Below are 20,242 nucleotides of genomic sequence, written 5' to 3'. Positions count from 1 at the left end.
CAAAGTGCCTGGGGCCGTGGCGCTGGGCCACGGCCGCCAGGGCTATCAGCGCTTGGTGTTGGAACGGATGTTCCAGCCAAACTTGATCGCGCCGCCGTCTTTGGTGCCGTCGGCTTTCTGCGGTTGGTAGTCGACCATCACCTGGGCGAAGTTCAGGGTGACGTTTTCGGTCAGGCGATCATCGGAGCCCGAACCGCCAGTGCTCAGGGACGTGACCAGCACTTCTTCCAGGTTGATCACCATGTACTCGACCTGGCTTTCACCACCGGCCTTGCGCACGGTCAGCTTGACCTTGTCGATGTGCTTGCCGCTGGCGCAGTGCATCATCAGGTTCGGCGAGGCCTTGTCGACGTACTTGGTCAGCGACAGGTCCTGGATGTTCACCTTGCCCGCGCCGCCGCCACCGCCTACGTGCATGTTGCCGGACTGGGACATGCCCCAGCTCCAGTTCAGTACGTCGATTTCGTCCTTGTGGGCTTTGTCCATGGACTCGCCCTTGATGTCGCCGATCTTGATGAAAATATCAACAGCCATGTTTTCTCCCTGTGTGGACTCAGCCACTGTATTTGTTAACGCCGCCGACCCCTGTAGGAGCGAGCTTGCTCGCGAAGGTCGTCAACGGTGACGCGGGCATCCTGGATGAACGCAGCGCCTTCAAGTTTTTCGCGAGCAAGCTCGCTCCTACAGGGAGCGAGCCAGTCCCGATTTTTTACGCGCTTTTCGCCGACGGCAGTTTCGATACCAGGCGCAGCGACACGGTCAGCCCTTCGAGCTGGTAGTGCGGGCGCAGGTAGAACTTGGAGTTGTAGTAACCCGGGTTGCCCTCGACGTCTTCCACGATCACTTCGGCTGCCGCCAGTGGGTGCTGGGCCTTGGTGGTTTCGGTGGAGTGCGCCGGGTCGCCGTCGACGTAGTTGAGGATCCAGTCCTGCAACCAGCGCTGCATTTCGTCCTTCTCTTTGAAGGAACCGATCTTGTCGCGCACGATGCACTTCAAGTAGTGCGCGAAACGGCAGGTGGCGAACAGGTACGGCAGGCGCGCGGCCAGGTTGGCGTTGGCGGTGGCGTCCGGATCGTCGTACTCGGCCGGCTTCTGCAGCGACTGCGCGCCGATGAACGCGGCGAAGTCGGTGTTCTTCTTGTGCAGCAGCGGCATGAAACCGTTCTTCGCCAGCTCCGCTTCACGACGGTCGCTGATGGCGATTTCGGTCGGGCATTTCATGTCCACGCCACCGTCATCGGTAGGGAACGTGTGGGCCGGCAGGTTTTCCACTTCACCGCCGGACTCCACGCCACGGATGCGCGAGCACCAGCCGTAGTGTTTGAACGAACGGTTGATGTTCACCGCCATCGCGTAAGCGGCGTTGGCCCAGGTGTACTTGGAGCTGTCGGCGCCGTCGGTGTTTTCTTCGAAGGCGAAGGCTTCCACCGGGTCGGTCTTGGCGCCATACGGCAGGCGCGCGAGGAAGCGCGGCATGGTCAGGCCGATGTAGCGCGAGTCTTCCGATTCACGCAGCGAGCGCCAGCCGGCGTATTCCGGAGTGGTGAAGATCTTGGTCAGGTCGCGCGGGTTCGACAGTTCCTGCCACGAGCCCATGCCCATCACGGTCGGCGAAGCGGCCGCGATGAACGGGGCGTGCATGGCGGCGCAGACTTTGGACAATTCGCCTAACAGCTCGACATCCGGTGGCGACTGGTCGAAGTAGTAGTCGCCGACCAGGCAACCGTAAGGTTCGCCGCCGAACTGGCCGTATTCTTCTTCGTACATCTTCTTGAAGATCGGGCTCTGGTCCCAGGCGGTGCCCTTGAATTTCTTCAGGGTCTTGTGCAGGTCCGGCTTGGAGATGTTGAGCACGCGGATCTTCAGCTGCTCATCGCTCTCGGTGTTGTTGACCAGGTAGTGCAGGCCACGCCAGGCGCTTTCCAGCTGCTGGAAATCCGGGTGGTGGATGATCTGGTTGACCTGGGCGGTGAGCTTGGCGTCGATGGCGGCGATGATCGATTCGATCGACTTGATCGCGTCGTTGGACACCAGGTCAGTCTGTGCCAGCGCCTGCTCGGCGAGTGTCCGCACGGCGGTTTCCACGGCTTCGCGGGCACGCTCTGTCTTCGGTTTGAACTCTTGCAGCAACAGCGAGGCGAACTCGCTGGTTTCTTCGGTGGCGCCCAGGTTCTGAGCGCTTTCGCGCACGGTATTCTCGGTCATGATTACTGCTCCCCTGCCGGCTTCGGCGCGCTCGCAAGGGCCTGCAGCAATGCCGGGTCCTTGATCGCTTTCATGATGATTTCTTCAGCGCCGGTCTTGCCGTCCATGTAGGTCAGCAGGTTGGCCAACTGGGTACGGGCTTCGAGCAGCTTGTTCAGCGCATCGACCTTGCGGGCCACGGCGGCCGGGCTGAAGTCGTCCATGCTTTCGAAAGTGATGTCCAGGCTCAGGTTGCCTTCGCCGGTCAGCTCGTTGGGTACGTGGAACGCTACGCGCGGTTGCATGGCCTTGAGGCGCGAGTCGAAGTTGTCGACGTCCACTTCAAGGAACTTGCGGTCGGCCACGGGCGCGAGGGGCTCGGCGGGTTTGCCGGCGAGATCGGCCATCACACCCATCACGAAGGGCAGCTGGACCTTTTTCTCGGCGCCGTAGAGCTCGACGTCGTACTCGATCTGCACTCGAGGCGCGCGGTTGCGCGCGATGAATTTCTGAGAACTTTGCTTCGCCACGTTGCTGCTCCTGGTCGCTTGAGCGACGGTGTTGTTACTGCGCAGTCGGGCGGCTTACTCGCCGTCCGGGCCACGCAGGTTTTCAAATTGGGACATGCCGTCGGGAATCAGATTGCGCACGATGGCCGCGAAGTCGGCGTGCACCAGATGCTTTGCGCGGTTCAACAACACCGGCAGCGGGCTCGAAGGCTCGTGACGGGTGTAGTACGCAAGGATCTTGTCGAGGCTGCGCAGCACGTCATCGCGGTTGGCGATGTCGCCGCTGGGGCGCGGTGCGGTGGGGGCGGCGGCGAAGTCGGCCGAGGGGGCATTGTCGTCACTGACGGCCTCGGGTTCGCGGCTGCTGGTCTCACCGTTCGGTACAAATTGGCTGAGGATCTGCAGCGCCTGCTTGAGCGGTTGCTTCAACAGGCTGAGGTCGACGCCCTGGGCCGAGCCGACCTGGTCGCTGACCTGTTGTTCGATGGCTTCGCAGGCGGCACGCGCGGTGCTCAAGGCGTCGCGGGTGGCTTGCAGTTGCTCGGGGTCGCTGTCGAGGAACGCGGCGTTGAGCTGCTGGGCGCCGAGTTGTTCATCGGGAAAACTCATCAGGCCGCTGGCGTTCAGCGCGGCGCGCAGGCTCACGGCGCCGAAGGTGCGCGAGCGCGTGAGGATGCTTTCGCGCAGCAGGCGGATCGTCGCGTCGCCGGTCAAGCCGGACAGCGCGTTGATACGCACGGTGGGGTCGTTATCGTCGTCGGCATCCAGGCGCGGGTGCAGGTCGGCCCAGTATTCGCGCAGCAGCGCGTTGATCAGCGTGAGCGCGTCGGCCAACCCGACCACACCCTGGAGGGCGAGGGCGCTTTGCAGCAGGAAATGGGTGATGCGCAGGTCTTTGCTGCGTTGCAACAGGTCGAGGCTTTGCTGCTGGATGCTGCGCCAGTCCGGCGGTTCGGCAGGCAGGATGGCGTCGCCCATGCTGCGCTCGGGCTGCCCCTTGGCATCACGCTCCAGTTGTAGAAATTGCGCGTCATATTCCATGTCTTCGCCACATGGCGAAGTCGCGGAAACGGCGGCGAGCAGCAACGGCACATCCACTGAAATCGATCTCCCTATCGGCCCGTTAGATGACGGGCAATTCATGCATTAGTTGCGTGATGAACTTTGCATGTTTTCTTGGTCATATACGTGTGGCGCCACTAATGTGCCATCACTGGTATTCAAGAAGTTGTGCATTTTTGGTGTAGTAGTTATGGCTTGTCAAGGTAAGCTATTCGCCCTCTGTGACAGATGTGCGGTACTTAACAACCTGCGCGACTGGTGAGTCGAGTGGTGTTCCACGATAGGGTTTTTGTCATTGAGGCCAGTTAAGATCTGCGATCATGCTGGCAAAAAGCAGATTATGACCGTGGTTTGCGTCGCCTGGCGCGATCTCTCGGGAAAGGCGCTCGCCGGGAATCGATTGCGCGCGAAGTATCAGCAAGGAGGCAAGATGTCGCTGTGTTTGACTATCACTAGTTATCACAAGATTACCCCTGGGCAGTGTGCCGAAAAGTCCTTGAACCAGGGCTCGATGGCTATCGGCCGCAGCTCGGATAATGACTGGGTATTGCCTGATCCTGAGCGTCTGGTGTCCTCGAAACATTGCGTAATTCAATACAAAGATGGTCGTTATTATTTAACCGATAACAGTACAAACGGTGTGGAGTTGGTTAACGCCGGCATCCGTCTGCGCCGGGGTAATAGCGAGCCGTTGCAGGATGGCGAGCTGATCCGCATCGGTGATTACGAAATCCAGGCGCGCATCGATTTCAACGTACAGGCCGTGGATAGCCAGGCGTTTGCCGGGGATTCCCCGAACAGTTTTGAAGCGCTGATGGGCGCCGTCGCCAGCAAGCCGGTAGCCACGCCAGTGATCGCGCCGCAGTTCCAGGGCGCGTCGTCGATGGACACCTTGCCGGACCTCTTCGATTTTCTCAGCCCGACCGCCGTGCCGCCGCCGACCGTGGCCGATCATGTGCCGTCCGAGCAACACGACTTCCGCCCGCCGACCCCGGTGGCCGTGCCGGTGCCGGTGGTCGAGCCGCCTGCCGCGTCGGGCTCGGTCATCCCTGAGGATTGGGACCTGTTTGGCGACACACCGGCGCCGGTGGTCAGCGCACCGCCACCGCCACCGCCTGCGCCGGTGATCGCGCCGCCACCTGTGGTCGAGCCTGTGCTCCCGGTGGCCGCCGCCCAGCAACCCGATCTTTTGCACGCCTTCCTGCGCGGCGCCGGCCTGGACCCATTGCGCCTGGACAGGGCCCAGGCCGAAGCCCAGATGGAAAGCATCGGCCGCAGCTACCGGCTGATGGTCGAAGGCCTGATCGACGTGTTGCGTGCCCGCGCCAGCCTCAAGGGCGAATTCCGCATGCAGCAGACGATGATCCAGCCCGCGGAAAACAATCCGTTGAAATTCGCCCCGAATGCCGACGAAGCGCTACAGCTGCTGCTGCGTCATGGCAACCAAGCGTTTATGGCACCGGACATTGCAGTGCGCGACAGTTTCGACGACCTGCGCGCTCACCAATTGGCGGTGATGGCCGGTGTGGAAGCGGCGATCAAACACCTGCTCAGCCGCTTCGAACCGGCGCAGCTGGAAGAACGCATGGGCAAGCCCGGCGGGCTGTCGAGCCTGTTCAGCGGCTCGCGCCAGGCCCAGTACTGGCAGCAGTTCACCGAGCTCTACAGCAATATTTCCCGCGAGGCCCAGGAAGATTTCCAGGACCTGTTCGGCCGCGAATTCAGCCGAGCCTACGAAGAGCACAGCGCACGCCAGCGTCGCTGAGCCGCAACGCATGGATAAAACGGAAAGCTAAGTACGTCATTGAGGACGAAGGATGATTCCCAGGTTTTTACTCGCAGTGGCCAGCCTGCTGATGCTGGCGGCGTGTACCAAGGATGTCGCCGAACCCCAGGCCAGCGCCGCCGAGGTTGAAGCGAACAGCGCTGCCGTCGAGCTGCACTTTCACGCGATTGCCGGGCTCAACCCCGGCGCCAACGGCCAGGCCGCCCCGGTGCGGGTGCGGATTTTCGAACTGAAAAACGCCGCCACCTTCGGCCGTTCGGATTACTTCGCCCTGGCTGACCGTGCGCAATCCACCCTCGGCCTCGACCTGCTGGACCAGGACGAAGTGATGGTGCAGCCCGGCCAGCAGCTGAGCATCCAGCGCGACCTCGACCCGTCCACCCGCCAGATCGGCCTGTTGGTGGGCTACCGCGAGCTGGACCGCGCGCAATGGCGCACGGTGCTCAACGTGCCGCCGCGCCAATACACCGAATACCAGATCAGCCTCGATGTGCGCGCCGTGCGTGCGGACGTCGTGGTTTCCCCATCCAGCCCAGCCCAATAACAAGCAATCGGAGCCCTCATGTCCTGGAACAATCGCGTGGTCTGGTCGGAAGGCATGTTCATCGGAACGCAGCACTTCCAGCAGCATGACCGTTACCTGGAAAACCTGATCGACGCCCGCAGTCGCCCGTTGTCGGCCGGGGCCTGGGGGTTTTCCGAGCTGCTGATCGATCAGGGCCTGCTGGCCCAGGGCAAGCTGGCGATTGTGTCGGCACGCGGCCTGTTGCCCGACGGCACGCCGTTCAATATCCCCCAGGATGACTTGGCGCCCAGCCCGCTGAATATCGACGATAGCTTGCGTGACGGCCTCGTCTACCTGGCCTTGCCGCTCAAGCGCGCAGGGGCCCGCGACACCGTCGACGACGGCGAAGCGCTTGGCGCCGCCCGCTACGTGAGCCAGGTGCGCGAAGTGCGTGACGACAACGCACCGTTCGAGAACCGCGCCCCGGTGGCCGTCGGCTCCCGTGCGCTGCGCCTGTTGACCGCGCAGGACGGCATCAGCGATTACGCCGCGATCGGCCTGGTGCGTATCAAGGAAAAACGCGCCGACCGTGCGCTGGTCCTCGACGACAGCTACATCCCGCCAGTCCTCGATGTGGCCGCGAGCAAACCGCTGACCGCGTTTCGCAGCGAACTGCTCGGCCTGCTGCACCAGCGCGGCGAAGCCCTGGCCGGGCGTGTGGTCGCCTCGGGCGCGGGCGGCGCGTCGGAGATTGCCGACTTCATGCTGTTGCAACTGGTCAACCGTGCCCAGCCGCTGATCCAGCACCTCAGCCAACTGAGCCCGCTGCACCCGGAGCGGTTGTTCAGCGAACTGGTCAGCCTGGCCGGTGAGTTCGCTACCTTCTCCACCACCGGCCGGCGCCCCCAGGAATACCCGCAGTACCAGCACGACGACCTGGCCTTGAGTTTTGCCCCGGTGATGCAGGCCCTGCGTGAAGCGCTGTCGATGTTGATCGACAGCAAGGCCACGCCGATCCCGATCGTCGAGAAAGCCTACGGCATCCACGTGGCCATGCTCGCCGACAAAACCCTGATCGACAGCGCCAGTTTCATCCTCGTGGTACGCGCCGATGTGCCCGGCGAGACCCTGCGCGCGCGCTTCGGCCAGCAGAGCAAAGTCGGCTCGGTGGAGCACATTCGCGACCTGGTCAACCTGCAACTGCCCGGCATTGGCCTGCTGCCGTTGCCGGTGGCGCCGCGCCAACTGCCGTACCACGCAGGCTCGACCTATTACGAGCTGGACCGGGGCAGCGAGCACTGGCAGCAGTTGAGCAATTCCGGCGGCTTCGCCTTCCATATCGCCGGGCAGTTCCCGGGCTTGAACCTGGCCTTCTGGGCGATCCGAGGATAATCCGCGATGCACCCCAATGATGATGACCGCACCCAGTTCATGCCGCGCCCGGGTGGCCGTGCGCCCGAACCCGCGCGTGCCGAACCGGCGCCGCTGTCGATGCCGGCCGCGCCGATCCTGACCGGCAAAAGCCACGGCCTGAACCCGCTGGAAAGCGCCGCCGGCCCGCTGCTGGCCTTGCTGACACGCCTGCGCAACACCATCGCCCACCCGGCGCCGGCCAGTTTGCGTGCGCAGTTGCTGGCCTATCTGCGCCAGTTCGAAGAGCGCGCCGAAGCTGCTGGCGTGGCGCGCAACGAAGTGCTGCTGGCGCGTTACGCCCTGTGTACCGCACTGGATGAGGCGGTGTTGAGCACGCCGTGGGGCAGCACCAGCGATTGGGGCAAGCAGAGCCTGCTGATCACCGTTCACAACGAAGCCTGGGGCGGCGAAAAGGTCTTCCAGCTACTCGACCATTGCCTGCAAAGCCCACGCGAGCGCTTGTACCTGCTGGAACTGTTGTACCTGTGCATGTGCCTGGGTTTCGAAGGCCGCTACCGCGTGATGAACGATGGTCGCAGCCAGTTGGAAGCCCTGCGTGAACGTACCGCCGCGGCGATTCGCAGCGCCCGGGGCGACCACGAACGCGAGCTGTCGCCGCACTGGCGCGGCGTCACCGTGGCGCGCGATCGCCTGGCGCAGTTCATGCCGCCATGGATCGCCGTGGCCATCGGCCTGGCGCTGCTGCTGGCGTTGCTGTTCGGCCTGCGCCTGAAGCTGGCCGCAGACGCCGAGCCGGTGTTCAAGAATATCCATGCCTTGGGCGAGATCCCGGTGCAGGCCATCGACCGCCCCGTGGCGCAGCCGAAAGTGATCGAGCGCCCGCGCCTGGCCGGTTTTCTGGTGGAAGACATCAAGGCCGGTCGCGTCGCGGTGGAAGACAAGGTCGACCGTTCCGTCGTGACGATCCGCGGTGATGAGCTCTTTGCGTCGGCCAGCTCCAGCATCGTCGACGACTACCAGCCGCTGATGCTGCGCATCGCCGACGCGATCCGCAAAGTCAAGGGCCAGGTGCGCGTCACCGGGCACAGCGACAACCGCCCGATTGCCACGCTGCGCTTCCCGTCCAACTGGGCCTTGTCCGAAGCGCGGGCCAAGTCGGTGCTGGAGATCCTCGCGGCCAAGACCGGCCAGGGCGATCGCTTCAGTGCCGAGGGCAGAAGCGACACCGAGCCGGTGGCGACCAACGCCACCGCCGAAGGCCGAGCCCGCAATCGTCGGGTTGAAATCACCGTACTCGCGGAGGGCGTCGAGTGAAGGCGTTTTTCAGTTTCATGATTCGCTGGGTGATCCCGTTGCTGGGCCTGATCGCCCTGAGCTTGATCATCTGGTTTGTCGGGCCCCTGCTCGACGTGCTGGTGCCCGAAGGGCGGCGCTGGGCGCTGATCGTCCTGCTGTTTGCGGCCTGGCTCGCCTACCGTGTGTTCCGCATCCTCCAGGCCCGTCGCCAGGCCGCCGAAGTGATGCGCAGCCTGGCCGCGCAAACCCCGGCCGACCCCAACAGCGTCGCCACCGCCGAAGAACTCACCAGCCTGCGCCAGCGCATGGACGAAGCCCTGGCCCTGCTGAAAAAAGCCAAGCTCGGCGGGGATGAGCGGCGCAACCTCTACGAGCTGCCGTGGTACGTGATCATCGGCCCGCCGGGTTCGGGCAAGACCACCGCGCTGGTCAATTCCGGGCTGCATTTCCCGCTGGCTGCCCAATTGGGCGCCGGGGCGGTGCGCGGCGTCGGCGGCACGCGCAACTGCGACTGGTGGTTTACCGACCAGGCCGTATTGCTCGATACCGCCGGCCGCTACACCACCCAGGACAGCAACTCCCCGGTGGACAAAGCCGCCTGGCTGGGCTTCCTCGACCTGTTGAAAAAGCAGCGCTCGCGCCGCCCGATCGATGGCGCCTTTATCGCCATCAGCCTGTCGGACCTGCTGCTGGGCAGCGAAGCCGAACGCGCTGCCCACGCGGCGGCGATTCGCCTGCGTATCCAGGAGCTGTACACCCAGCTGGGCGTGCGTTTCCCGATCTACCTGATGCTGACCAAGCTCGACCTGGTGCCGGGTTTCATGGAGTTCTTCGACAACCTGAGTAAGGAAGAACGCGCCCAGGTGTGGGGCATGACCTTTGCCCTGGACGACGGCAAGCACAGCGACAGCCCCCTGGCGCACCTGCAAAGCGAATTCGCCGGCCTCGAACAGCGCCTCAACGAACGCCTGGTCGAACGCCTGCAACAGGAACGCGACCCGGCGCGGCGCGACCTGATCTACGGCTTCCCGCAGCAGTTCGGCGCATTGAAAGATTGCCTGCAAAGCTTCCTCGAAGGCGTGTTCAAACCCAACGCCTTTGAAGAGCGCGTCTTGCTGCGCGGCGTGTACTTCACCAGCGGCACCCAGGAAGGCAGCCCGATCGATCGCTTGATCGGCACCATGGCCCAGAGCATGAACCTGGACCGCCAGCACTTGGCACGCCAGAGCGGCAGCGGGCGCAGTTACTTCATCGAGAAACTGTTCAGCGCGGTCGCCTTTGCCGAGCGCGGGCTGGTGGGCGTCAACCCGCAGGTCGAGCGGCGGCGCAAATGGATCGCACGCGGCGTGCTCGCGGCCACCGTGGCGCTGGTGATCGTGGTCAGCAGCCTGTGGTGGGTCAGTTATCGCGCCAACCAGGCGTATATCGCCCAGGTCGACCAGAAGGTCGCGCCCCTGGGCCAGGCCGTACAGAACCTCAGCCCGGCACAGCGCGAAGTGCTCGCCGTGTTGCCGTTGCTCAACGCGGTGAAACACCTCGCCGGGGATTCGCCAAGTTGGTCCGAGGGCCTGGGCCTGTATCAGGGCGATATGCTCGAAGCCGAATCCGCCAGCGTCTACCGCAAGCTGTTAATCGCCGTCTTCGCGCCGCGCCTGGTGACGCGCATCGAGGAGCAACTGCACGGCGGCGGTAACTCCGACTTCCTCTACGAAGGCCTCAAGGCTTACCTGATGCTCGCCGACACCGAGCATTACGACGCGGACTTCATCAAGGCCTGGATCGCCCTCGACTGGGACCGCAACCTGCCACGCGACCTACCCGCCGATCAGCGCCAGGCGCTGGCCGAACACTTGCAGGCGTTGTTCGAACGTCACCCGCCGAGCGCACGCCTCGATGCGCGCTTGATCGACGACCTGCGTCGGCAGTTGCAACAACTGCCGGTGGCCCAGCGCGTGTATGACCGGGTCAAACGCCAGAAACTGCCCGACGGCATTCCGGACTTCCGCCTCAACGAAGCCGCCGGCCGCGACGCCGCATTGGTGTTCAGCCGCAAAAGCGGCAAGCCGTTGGGCGAGCCGCTGAGTGGTTTCTTCACCGCCAAGGGCTATCGCCAGGCGTTCCTGCTGAGCAGCCTGAACCAGACCGGCACCCTGGCCGAAGAGCAATGGGTGCTCGGCCATGAGCAGGCCGACCAGCAGAACGTGGTCAGCCTGGCCGCCGACGTGCGCCGCCTGTACTTCCAGGACTACCAGCGTCAGTGGGATGCGTTGCTCGCCGACATCGACTTTGTGCCGATCACCAGCGTGGCCCAGGCGGCGGACGTGTTGCGGGTGATTTCCGGGCCGACCTCGCCGCTGAAAAAACTGCTGGTGGCGGTGGCCAGGGAAACCGACTTGCAGGCAGAGGAACGCCAGTTGGCGGCCAAGGGCGTGCCGGTCGAAGGCGGCGTGGACAAGCTCAAGGAACGCCTGGGCAACCTGCTCGGCCAGGCGCAACCGAACGCGGATGCGCCGGCTGCTGCGGACGACCCGGTGACCGCGCACTTCGCCGAGCTCAACAGCATCGTCAGCAAGAACGAAGGCGAGCCGGCGGCCATCGACGGCCTGCTGGCGGATATGAACGCGCTGTACGTGCAAGTCAGCGCCATGGTCGGCGCCAGCGGCGATGCCTTGCTCGGTGAGGCCAAGAACCAGGCGGCAGCGGCGGCCACGCGGGTCAGCCTGAACGCCGAGCGCCAGCCGCCGCTGGTGCAGGGCATGGTCAAGTCGGTGGTCAACTCGACCACCAACAGCATGATGGGCGGCGTGCGCAACCAGCTGAACGCGGCCTGGGTCAGCGAAGTGGTGAACGTGTATCGCCAGTCCCTGGCCGGGCGTTATCCGATGTCGCCGGGCAGCGCCCGTGACGCCACCCTGGATGATTTCGGCCAGTTCTTCGGCGTGGGCGGGGTGATGGATAACTACTTCCGCAAATACCTGCAACCCTACGTCGATACCTCCGCACAGACCTGGCGTTGGCAGCCGGGCGCGGCGCAGAAACTCGGGATTGCGCCGGGTGTGCTGCAAACCTTCCAGCGCGCGGCGACGATCCGCGATGCGTTCTTTCGCTCAGGCGGTACTCAGCCGATCGTGCGTTTCGAGCTCAAGCCGGTGGCGATGGACGCCAGCATCACCCAGTTCCTGCTCGACCTCGACGGCCAGCAATTGAGCTACGACCACGGCCCGAGCCGCCCGGTGGCGATGCAATGGCCGAACCCCGGCAGCATTGGCGTGGTGCGTATTTCGATCATGCCGCCGTCGGCCAGCGGTCGCTCCGGCGTGACCCTGGACGGCCCGTGGGCCTGGTTCCGCCTGCTGGAACAATCGGACCTCACGCCCGGCAATGCGCCGGACCGCTTCAACCTGCGCCTGCGGGTCGACGGTGCGAGCATCGCCTACGAATTGCGTGCCAACAGCGCCTTCAACCCGTTCAAGAGCCGCGTGCTCAGTGGCTTCAGCCTGCCGGAGCGGTTATGACGACGTTGGGCTTCTACGGCAAGTTGGCCAGTCGCGGCGATTTTGTCAGCCGCGCCTTGCCGCAGAGCTTTATCGGCCCGTGGGACAGCTGGCTGGCGGCGGGCCTGCTCGCCAGTCAACACAGCCTCGGCGCCGGTTGGCTCAACGTGTATCTGGTCAGCCCGCTGTGGCGCTTTGTGCTGGCGCCCGGCGTGTGCGGGCCGAACGCGGCGGCGGGCGTGGTGATGCCGAGCATCGACCGGGTCGGGCGGTATTTTCCGCTGGCCGTGGTCGCCTTGCTCGATCACGACACCAATCCGGCGTCCCTGGTGGGCGGCCCGGACCGCTGGTTTGAAGAGGCCGAAGAGCTGTTGCTCGGCACCCTGGATGCCGGTGCCACCTTCGAGAATTTCAACGCCGGCCTCGACTGCCTGGGCTTGCCGGCGACGGAACCGCGCGCGGTGGACAGCCGTTTCGCCGGGCTGCAGCGGGTCGCCGCCACGGAGCCCCATGCGCGCATGACCGCACTCGCCGAACAGGCCTGCGAAGGCGCCAGCCTGTGGTGGGGGCGGGGTTCGCAGACGATTTCCCCTGGTTTATTGCGGTGTCAGGGCCTGCCCGCCACCAGCGATTTTGCGCAGTTTTTGCTCGGACAAGAAGGTGTGATGTAGATGGGGTCGACGTACAAATCCGCGAGCAAAAGCCATGTGGGCATGGTTCGCCAGGTCAATGAAGACGCGTGCCTGGACCTGCCCGAGAATCGCCTGTGGGTGGTGGCCGACGGCATGGGCGGGCACGCCGCGGGGGATTACGTCAGCAGCCTGATCGTCGACAGCCTGCGCAGTGTGCCGCTGGGACGTTCCCTCGAGGAATACTCGGCGGCCTTGCGCAACGACCTGATCCGCATCAACGCGGCCGTGCGTGAAGAAACCGCCAACCGTGGCGTGACCATGATGGGCAGCACCGTGGTGGTGTTCGCCGCACGCGGCTTGCGCGGCGTGTGCCTGTGGGCCGGCGACAGTCGCCTGTATCGCCTGCGCGACGGCGTGCTCGACGGCATTTCGCGCGACCACAGCTACGTGCAAGACCTGCAAGACAGCGGCCTGCTCAGCGAGGCCGATGCCCGTGTGCATCCGCGCGCCAACATCGTCACCCGCGCCATCGGTGTGGAAGCCCAACTGGAACTGGCGGTGGTCGACCTGCTGATCGCCCCCGGCGACAGTTACCTGCTGTGCAGCGATGGCCTGAACAAGACCGTCGAGGACCACGAGATTCGCGAGGTGCTCAGCCATGACGCCCCGGATGAAATCGTGCGCAGCCTGGTCCACCTGGGGTTGAACCGCGGCGCACCGGACAACATCACCGCCATCGTCGTGAAGGTATCGGCATGAACATCGTGATCCCGGGCTACGACATCGAAGGCGAGATCGGCGAAGGCGCCATGGCCAGCGTGTACCTGGCGACCCAGCGCTCGCTGGAACGCAAGGTCGCGCTCAAGGTGATGGCGGCGGCGCTGGCGGCGGACCCGAGTTTCTGCGAGCGCTTCCTGCGCGAAGGCAAGACCCTGGCGCGGCTGTCGCACCCGCACACGGTGACCATCCATGACATCGGCAATGTCGGCGAGCTGTATTACATGGCCATGGAGTACCTGCCCAACGGCACGCTCAAGGAGCGCATCGCCGCCGGCCTCACTCCGGAGCAGGGCCTCACGCTGATCCGCCAGATCGCTTCGGCGCTGGGTTATGCCCATGCGCAGGGGTTGGTCCACCGCGACGTCAAGCCGGCGAACATTCTGTTCCGCGCCGACGGCACCGCCGTGCTGTCGGACTTCGGCATCGCCAAATCCCTGGACGACCGCACCCAGTTCACCCAGGCCGGTTTCGCCGTGGGCACGCCGAGCTACATGAGCCCGGAACAGGCGCGTGGCCAGGAAATCGATGGCCGCGCAGACCTGTATGCGCTGGGCGTGGTGCTCTATGAAATCCTCGTCGGTAAGCTGCCTTATAACGGCACCGACGCGCTCTCCACGGCCTTGGCCCACCTGACCGAGCCGCTGCCGGAACTGCCGCTGCATCACGGGCGTTATCAGGACGTGCTGCGCAAACTGTTGGCCAAGGACCCGAATGAGCGCTTCCCGGATGCGGCGGCGTTGCTGCTGGCGCTGGATCAACTGCCGACCGAGTCGCCGGACGCCACGCAGGTGCGGCCGTTGCCGATTCCGCTGAGTTTCGATCTGGCCGGCATCACTCCGCAATCCATCGAGATCCCGACCGACAAGCCGCAACCGGCGCGCCAGCCGGTGGTGCCGCCAACCCCACGGCACACGGTGTCCGAGCAGCGCCGTGGGCCGGTGTTGGCGTTGGCCGCCGTGGCGGTGGCGGTTGCCTTGGCCATAGGTGGCGCGGGTTACTGGTGGTTGAGCGGCAGTGATCAGCCTGCCAAGCCACCGGCTGCGACAGTGCCCAAGGTGACACCATCAGTGACGCCACCGGTGGCGGTCGCCGAAGTGGACGGCGGTCAACGGCCCTTGCTGATGGCGGGCAAGAAAACCCTGTTCCAGCGCGTGCTCAGCAAACCCGGCGCGAAACTCGCCAGCGCTGCCGGCAGCGCGCCAGGCAAAGCTCTGCCGGCGTTTTCCGTGCTCTATGTGTATCAGCGCAAGGACGTCGACGGCAGCCCATGGCTGCGCGTCGGCGCCGCCACCGATGGGCGCAGCGACGGTTGGTTGCCGGCCGCCCAGGTCAGCGACTGGAAGCAAAGCCTGGTGCTCAAGTTCACCGAACGCTCCGGCCGGGCGCCGGTGATGTTCCTGCGCCAATCCGGCGAAGTGGAAAAGCTGCTGGCCGACCCCGCCGCTGCCAAAGGCGTGCTGGCCAAGGCGCAGAACAACCGCGACGACAACGGTCAGGTGCTGGCCCTGGAGCCGGCCGCCAGCGCGGTGCCGCAGAACCAGTTCTACCTGCTGCCGATCTTCGATTCCAAAGAGAGCTTCGACGACAACGGCCAGCCGGTGCAGTTGCTCAACGTCGCGTCCATCGACCCTGGCAGCAGCGCGGTCACCAAGCCCGCGACCCCGCTGATCAACGCCAATGCCGATGCCTTCCGCACGGCGGTAGTGCTGGTGGTCGACACCACCGTGTCGATGCAGCCGTATATCGACCAGATCCGCGATGTGGTCCACGAGCTGCAAACCCGTATCGCCGAACGCGGCGAGTTGGACAGCGTCAGCTTCGGCCTGGTGGGTTTTCGCAACAGCATCAAGAAAACCCCGGGCCTGGAATACGTGGCCAAGACCCTGATCACCCTCGACCAGGGCCGCGACCCGCAGCGCTTCCTCGACCTGGCGCGCGGGGTCAAGGCGTCGACCGTGTCCAGTCACTCTTTCAACGAGGACGCGTTTGCCGGGGTGATGCAGGCCGTGGAGGGCATGGACTGGTCCGGCTACGGCGGCCGTATCATCCTGCTGGTCACCGACGCTGGCGCGCTGCGCAAGAACGACCCGTTCGCCGCCACCCAGATGAACGAAGCCGAAGTGCGCCAGGCGGCGCTGGGCAAGCAGATCAAGATCTACGCCCTGCACCTGCGCACCGACGCCGGCAAGAAAACCCACGCCGGCGCCGAAAGCCAGTACCGCGTCCTCACTGCCGACGCCAACCCGCAGATCGGCGACCTGTATACGAAGGTGCCGGGTGGCGATGTACGCAAGCTGGGCGAGCGCGTCGATGAGATCGGCACGGTGTTCGCCAACCTGGTGCATCAGGTACGCAATGACACGCCGCAGCCGCAGCCGCTGCCCTTGCTGAGCGCCGCGCCAAGCCTGGCGGATAAATCCGCCGCCATCGGCTACGCCATGCACATGGACTTCCTCGGGCGCAAAGCCGCGAGCCAGGCGCCGCAACTGGTCAGCGCCTGGACCGCCGACCGCGACCTGACCAACCCGGCGCTGCCGGCGTTCCAGGTGTGCGTGATGTTGACCAAATTGCAGCTCAACGACCTGCAGCAGTCGCTGAAACTGATCGTCGACGCCGCCCGCAAAACCCAGACCTCGCCCAAAGACTTCTTCCAGGAAATCGCCAGCGCCTCGGCCTATATGAGCCGCGACCCGCAGGCCCTGCGCAAGGGTGGCAACCTAGCCGATGGCGGCATTCTCGGCGAATACCTGGAAGGCCTGCCGTACCGCAGCAAGTCGCTGAACATGACCCAGGATCTATGGCTGTCGTTGAGCGTGGCCGAGCAGGAAGACTTTATCGACGAGCTGGATTCGAAGATCCGCCTCTATGAAACCTTCCACAATGACCTGGCCAACTGGGTCCGTTTCGGCGCTGCCGAGCCGGGCGATGCGTTGTACCGCGTCCCTTTGTCGACGCTGCCGTAATGCTGAACCTGAACGCGGTACACAAGAGCCGGGGCGTCGGTGCCCAGCGCTATAGCCTGGTGATTCCGGCGTTGCACCTGCGCGCGGGGGAGCAAGTGGCGATTGTCGGGCCGAGCGGGTGCGGCAAAAGCACCTTGCTCGACCTGCTGGCCCTGGTGCTCGCGCCGGATCAGGTGGACCGCTTCGAATTCAATCAGACCGATATCGGCGGGTTGTGGCGCGCTGATCGGCAGACCGCCCTGGCCGAGCTGCGCAGCCGGCACCTCGGTTATGTCCTGCAAACCGGCGGCTTGCTGGGCTTTCTCGATGTGCGCAGCAATATCGCCTTATCCCGGCAACTGCTGGGGTTGAAGGACGATGGCAGCGTGGCGCGCCTGGCCGAGCAATTGGAAATCAGCGATCAACTGGCCAAGAAGCCGGCGGCGCTGTCGGTCGGCCAACGCCAGCGCGTGAGCTGCGCCCGCGCCCTGGCCCATGCGCCGCAATTGGTCTTGGCCGATGAGCCGACCGCGTCCCTCGACCCGCTTAACGCCGAACGGGTGATGCAGGCGCTGTTGGCCCGCGCTCGCGAACACCGCGCCGCTTGCGTGATCGCCACCCATGACGAACCCCTGGCTCGCGCCAGCGGCTTGCAGGTGCGCCGTATCGCTTGCCGTCGCGACACTGATGGCGGCATCACCGCCACCCTCGGGGAGGTGTGCTGATGCGCCTCGGTCTGGTGGCTTCCCTGGCTTGGCAGGATTACCGCAACGATGCGTGGCTGTCGGCCTGCGCGGTGCTGGCGCTGGTCGCCGTCGTCGCGCCGTTGCTGGTGTTGTTCGGCCTGAAGTTCGGGCTGGTCAGCAGTCTGACCGAACGCCTGGAGAACGACCCGGCCACCCGTGAAATTATTCCGTTGGGCGGTGGTCGATTCAGCCGCGCCTTTGTCGAGCAGTTGGGCCAGCGCGGCGATGTGGCGTTCGCCATCCCGCGCACGCGGCAGATCGCGGCGACCGCGCAGGTGGGCACATTGACCCTGGAAATGCTGCCGACCGCGCCGGGCGATCCACTGCTCAACGGTTTGCCAGTGCCCCAGGGCCTGGCGCAGATCGTGCTGAGCCACACCGCCGCCGAGAAGCTCGCGGCGCGGCCCGGGGATTGGCTGGAAACCGGCTTTGCGCGCCAGGTCGCGGGGCGCGTCGAAACCCGGCGCACGCGTTTGCAGGTGCTCGCGGTACTGCCGCTGGAAGCCTTCGCCCGCGACGGCCTGTTTGCTGAATTGAGCCTGCTGGAAGCGGTGGAAGACTACCGCGACGGCCGTGCCGTGCCAGCGCTGGGCTGGGACGGCGACGCGGTCGGCGCGGGTGAGCAGCGGGTGTATCCGGCGTTTCGCCTGTATGCGCGCAACCTCACCGATGTGGAGCCGCTGCGGGTGTTTTTCGCCGGGCAGAATCTGTTGGTGGCGACCCAGGCATTGAGCATCGCCCAGGTGCAGTCGTTGAGCCGCAACCTGTCGATCGTGTTCTGGATCATCGCCGGGTTGGCCTTGGCGGGGGCGTTCGCGGCGATCTTCGCCGGGGCGCTGGCCGCCGTGGCGCGCAAGCGCAGGGAGTTGTCGGTGTTGCGCCTGTTGGGCTTTTCCACCGCCGCGCTGTTGCTGTTTGTGGTGCTGCAGGCGCTCTACAGCGCCGGCTTGGCCGCCGTGTTCAGTGCGGGTCTGTATGGCCTGGCCGAGGCGGGCTTGAATCAATTATTCGTGCAGGTGCCGGGCGAACACGCCAGCCACCTGCTGGCGCGTCATTACGGCCTGGCCCTGGTGGCTGTGCTCGGCGTCAGCGCCGTGGCGGCAGCGTGTGGCGGTTGGCGCGTGGCGCGTATCCAGGCTTCTGAAGGAATCCGAGATGTATAAGTTACTGGGCGCCGCCTTGGCGCTGAGCCTGGCCTCACTGGCGTGGGCCGATGAGGCAAGCGATAAGCTCGACAACCCCAAGCCGTTGCCAGACGACGTCAGCCTGCCGCTGCCGTGCGAAGGCAACATGGTGTTCCGCTACGTCTATGTACTGGCCCAAGGCACGTTGGACGACCGCGAGATCAGCCTCGGCTACCCCTTTGCCGAAGGCGAGGCGGGCTATCAGCAGTCGTTCATTTCCGGCTATCGCCGCGACTTCATCAACGGCCAGTTCAGCCTCAAGGACCTGCCGAAAGACTGGAACAACGTCATCACGCCCTTGATGCCGAAGACCGACGCCAAGACCCCGCTCAAGCCGATGCTCTACTTCATCGGCAAGTACGAAGTGACCGCGCGCCAATACGCCCTGGTGATGTCCCAGGCGCAATCGCTGGCCAGTGGCGAACCGGCGCCCGCGTGCGATGCGCCCAGCGGCATGGCCGGGCGTTTGCCCAAGGTCAAGCTGTCGCGCTTTGAAGCCGAACGCTTCTCGGCGGTGTACAGCGCCTGGCTGATGAAATACCACCGCGAGTTGCTGCCGGTGAGCGGGCGTGGTGCTTCGGCGGACGACGGCGGCCTGGGTTTTGTGCGCCTGCCCACCGAAGTGGAATGGGAGTTCGCCGCACGCGGGGCCCAGGCCGTGAGCCGCCAGGACATGGAAGGGCGCCTGTTCCCGCGGCGCATCGAAGGCAGCGAAAGCGACGGCCCGCTGGCCGATTGGGCGGTGTTCAACCAAGTCGCCGGCGGCACCGGCCAGGCCGCGCGGCTGATGCCCATCGGCACCAAATTGCCCAACCCGATCGGCCTGTTCGATGTGATCGGCAACGCGGCGGAAATGGTCCAGGAATCCTTCCAGCTGGTACACGCCGGGCGTCGCCAGGGCGCCTATGGCGGCTTTGTGGTCAAGGGCGGCAATTACCTGGAGGGCGAAGGCACGCTGTTCACCGGCATGCGCCGCGAGTACCCGTTGTTCGCCACCGACGGCACCGAGCAAAGCAACGAGACCACCGGTTTTCGCGTGGCGATCGGCGCGCTGTCGGCACCGCGTTCGCGCTACAAGGAGCTGTTCGCGCAGTGGCAGAAAGAAGGCCGCCTGGCCTCGCTGACCGATGCCATCGATGACGCCCAGGACCCGACCAAGCGCCTGGACAGCATCATCGCCGCCAGCGTCGACCCACGCCTGCAAGCCGAGCTGGGGCTGGTCAACGAAGAGCTCAAGCGCAACGTCTCGCTGATCGCCCAGCAACGCGAAGAAGCGGCGGGCAACCTGATTCAGTCGGCGGCGTTGGTGGCCGAGACCATCAATAACTACAACATCCGCCTGACCAATCTGCAGAAGAGCCGCCAGCAGGCCGTGGACGCCAAGGACGAGGCCAGCGCGCAGCTGTTTGCCGCAGCCATTGCCAACGGGCGCAGCGCCCTCGACGGCGCAGTGGCGATCTATATCGACAACCTGGCCACCGGCACGCGTTACACCGATGCGGTGATCCAGGCGCAGTTTCAACGGATCAAGGAAGAGTTGGATCGCAAGCCAGTGCTCGGCAAAAGCCTGGTGACGCGCGCGACACTGTTCGTTCGCCATGTCGGCAACTACCGCAAGCAACAGCGGGCCGACCCGGCAACGATCTTGAAGGAATTGCTCGCAGCCAGTGGTCAGCGGTCTTGATCGTTGGCTATAGAGCGAGCTTGGAAGGGACTCAGGCGGCGGTGGGCCGTGCTGGGCAAGTCA

15 protein-coding genes are annotated in these 20,242 nt (G+C 64.9%); 11 read left to right on the top strand and 4 right to left on the bottom strand.

Annotated features, from left to right (window positions below; genetic code table 11):
- Positions 1-45: 45 nt before the first annotated feature.
- The 4 genes from ACP7E3_RS02370 to tssA form a co-directional block, all read right to left on the bottom strand.
- Complete coding sequence (locus tag ACP7E3_RS02370; RefSeq protein ID WP_003195562.1) at positions 46-534, bottom strand: Hcp family type VI secretion system effector; 489 nt, start codon at positions 532-534, stop codon at positions 46-48.
- A 175-nt stretch (positions 535-709) separates the two neighbouring features.
- Positions 710-2,206 carry a type VI secretion system contractile sheath large subunit gene (tssC, locus tag ACP7E3_RS02365; RefSeq protein WP_017849979.1) on the bottom strand — a complete coding sequence of 499 codons (1,497 nt, stop codon included), beginning with the start codon at positions 2,204-2,206 and terminating at the stop codon, positions 710-712.
- Between the two features lie 2 nt (positions 2,207-2,208).
- Positions 2,209-2,715, bottom strand: a complete 507-nt coding sequence (gene tssB, locus ACP7E3_RS02360; protein WP_017849978.1) for a type VI secretion system contractile sheath small subunit — start codon at positions 2,713-2,715, stop codon at positions 2,209-2,211.
- 54 nt (positions 2,716-2,769) lie between these two features.
- The gene (gene tssA / locus ACP7E3_RS02355; protein WP_046381631.1) at positions 2,770-3,792 is read right to left on the bottom strand and encodes a type VI secretion system protein TssA; all 1,023 of its coding nucleotides are present in this window, start codon (positions 3,790-3,792) and stop codon (positions 2,770-2,772) included.
- Positions 3,793-4,186: 394 nt separating this feature from the next.
- On the opposite strand from tssA, the gene tagH reads away from it, so the two are divergent.
- Genes tagH through ACP7E3_RS02300 form a run of 11 tightly spaced genes read left to right on the top strand, consistent with a single transcriptional unit; the run spans position 4,187 to position 20,179 of the window.
- Complete coding sequence (gene tagH / locus ACP7E3_RS02350) at positions 4,187-5,521, top strand: type VI secretion system-associated FHA domain protein TagH (protein WP_079444939.1); 1,335 nt, start codon at positions 4,187-4,189, stop codon at positions 5,519-5,521.
- A 52-nt stretch (positions 5,522-5,573) separates the two neighbouring features.
- Complete coding sequence (gene tssJ / locus ACP7E3_RS02345) at positions 5,574-6,086, top strand: type VI secretion system lipoprotein TssJ (protein ID WP_046381633.1); 513 nt, start codon at positions 5,574-5,576, stop codon at positions 6,084-6,086.
- Positions 6,087-6,104: 18 nt separating this feature from the next.
- Positions 6,105-7,439, top strand: a complete 1,335-nt coding sequence (gene tssK, locus ACP7E3_RS02340) for a type VI secretion system baseplate subunit TssK (RefSeq protein WP_046381634.1) — start codon at positions 6,105-6,107, stop codon at positions 7,437-7,439.
- A 6-nt stretch (positions 7,440-7,445) separates the two neighbouring features.
- Positions 7,446-8,735 carry a DotU family type VI secretion system protein gene (locus ACP7E3_RS02335; RefSeq protein ID WP_017849973.1) on the top strand — a complete coding sequence of 430 codons (1,290 nt, stop codon included), beginning with the start codon at positions 7,446-7,448 and terminating at the stop codon, positions 8,733-8,735.
- The gene (gene tssM, locus ACP7E3_RS02330; protein WP_046381635.1) at positions 8,732-12,232 is read left to right on the top strand and encodes a type VI secretion system membrane subunit TssM; all 3,501 of its coding nucleotides are present in this window, start codon (positions 8,732-8,734) and stop codon (positions 12,230-12,232) included. The genes ACP7E3_RS02335 and tssM overlap by 4 nt, the downstream gene beginning before the upstream one ends.
- Positions 12,229-12,882 (top strand): type VI secretion system-associated protein TagF, encoded by a 654-nt coding sequence (gene tagF / locus ACP7E3_RS02325; protein WP_017849971.1) that lies wholly within the window; start codon positions 12,229-12,231, stop codon positions 12,880-12,882. The genes tssM and tagF overlap by 4 nt, the downstream gene beginning before the upstream one ends.
- The gene (locus ACP7E3_RS02320; protein WP_046381636.1) at positions 12,883-13,602 is read left to right on the top strand and encodes a PP2C family protein-serine/threonine phosphatase; all 720 of its coding nucleotides are present in this window, start codon (positions 12,883-12,885) and stop codon (positions 13,600-13,602) included.
- A complete protein-coding gene (locus ACP7E3_RS02315; RefSeq protein WP_426122155.1) occupies positions 13,599-16,586 on the top strand; it encodes a protein kinase domain-containing protein in 2,988 nt (995 codons plus the stop codon). The genes ACP7E3_RS02320 and ACP7E3_RS02315 overlap by 4 nt, the downstream gene beginning before the upstream one ends.
- Complete coding sequence (locus ACP7E3_RS02310; RefSeq protein ID WP_046381638.1) at positions 16,586-17,290, top strand: ABC transporter ATP-binding protein; 705 nt, start codon at positions 16,586-16,588, stop codon at positions 17,288-17,290. Before ACP7E3_RS02315 ends, ACP7E3_RS02310 begins: the two co-directional genes overlap by 1 nt.
- Complete coding sequence (locus ACP7E3_RS02305; RefSeq protein ID WP_057004019.1) at positions 17,290-18,474, top strand: ABC transporter permease; 1,185 nt, start codon at positions 17,290-17,292, stop codon at positions 18,472-18,474. Before ACP7E3_RS02310 ends, ACP7E3_RS02305 begins: the two co-directional genes overlap by 1 nt.
- Entirely contained in the window at positions 18,467-20,179 is a 1,713-nt protein-coding gene (locus ACP7E3_RS02300; RefSeq protein WP_426122152.1) for a formylglycine-generating enzyme family protein, read from the top strand. The genes ACP7E3_RS02305 and ACP7E3_RS02300 overlap by 8 nt, the downstream gene beginning before the upstream one ends.
- Positions 20,180-20,242: the final 63 nt, after the last annotated feature.

The organism is Pseudomonas sp. PSPC2-3 (assembly GCF_049898265.1).
GTDB classification, from domain to species: domain Bacteria; phylum Pseudomonadota; class Gammaproteobacteria; order Pseudomonadales; family Pseudomonadaceae; genus Aquipseudomonas; species Aquipseudomonas veronii.
The sequence above is the reverse complement of the archived record's forward strand: the minus strand, read 5'-3'. Positions and strand labels throughout refer to the sequence as shown.

Excerpts from the sequence above, each read along its gene's own strand:
- ACP7E3_RS02370 (WP_003195562.1), bottom strand. The coding sequence starts at position 534 with ATGGCTGTTGATATTTTCATCAAGATCGGCGACATCAAGGGCGAGTCC.
- tssC (WP_017849979.1), bottom strand. The coding sequence starts at position 2,206 with ATGACCGAGAATACCGTGCGCGAAAGCGCTCAGAACCTGGGCGCCACC.
- tagH (WP_079444939.1), top strand. The coding sequence starts at position 4,187 with ATGTCGCTGTGTTTGACTATCACTAGTTATCACAAGATTACCCCTGGG.
- tssJ (WP_046381633.1), top strand. The coding sequence starts at position 5,574 with ATGATTCCCAGGTTTTTACTCGCAGTGGCCAGCCTGCTGATGCTGGCG.
- tssK (WP_046381634.1), top strand. The coding sequence starts at position 6,105 with ATGTCCTGGAACAATCGCGTGGTCTGGTCGGAAGGCATGTTCATCGGA.
- ACP7E3_RS02335 (WP_017849973.1), top strand. The coding sequence starts at position 7,446 with ATGCACCCCAATGATGATGACCGCACCCAGTTCATGCCGCGCCCGGGT.
- tagF (WP_017849971.1), top strand. The coding sequence starts at position 12,229 with ATGACGACGTTGGGCTTCTACGGCAAGTTGGCCAGTCGCGGCGATTTT.
- ACP7E3_RS02320 (WP_046381636.1), top strand. The coding sequence starts at position 12,883 with ATGGGGTCGACGTACAAATCCGCGAGCAAAAGCCATGTGGGCATGGTT.
- ACP7E3_RS02315 (WP_426122155.1), top strand. The coding sequence starts at position 13,599 with ATGAACATCGTGATCCCGGGCTACGACATCGAAGGCGAGATCGGCGAA.
- ACP7E3_RS02310 (WP_046381638.1), top strand. The coding sequence starts at position 16,586 with ATGCTGAACCTGAACGCGGTACACAAGAGCCGGGGCGTCGGTGCCCAG.
- ACP7E3_RS02305 (WP_057004019.1), top strand. The coding sequence starts at position 17,290 with ATGCGCCTCGGTCTGGTGGCTTCCCTGGCTTGGCAGGATTACCGCAAC.
- ACP7E3_RS02300 (WP_426122152.1), top strand. The coding sequence starts at position 18,467 with ATGTATAAGTTACTGGGCGCCGCCTTGGCGCTGAGCCTGGCCTCACTG.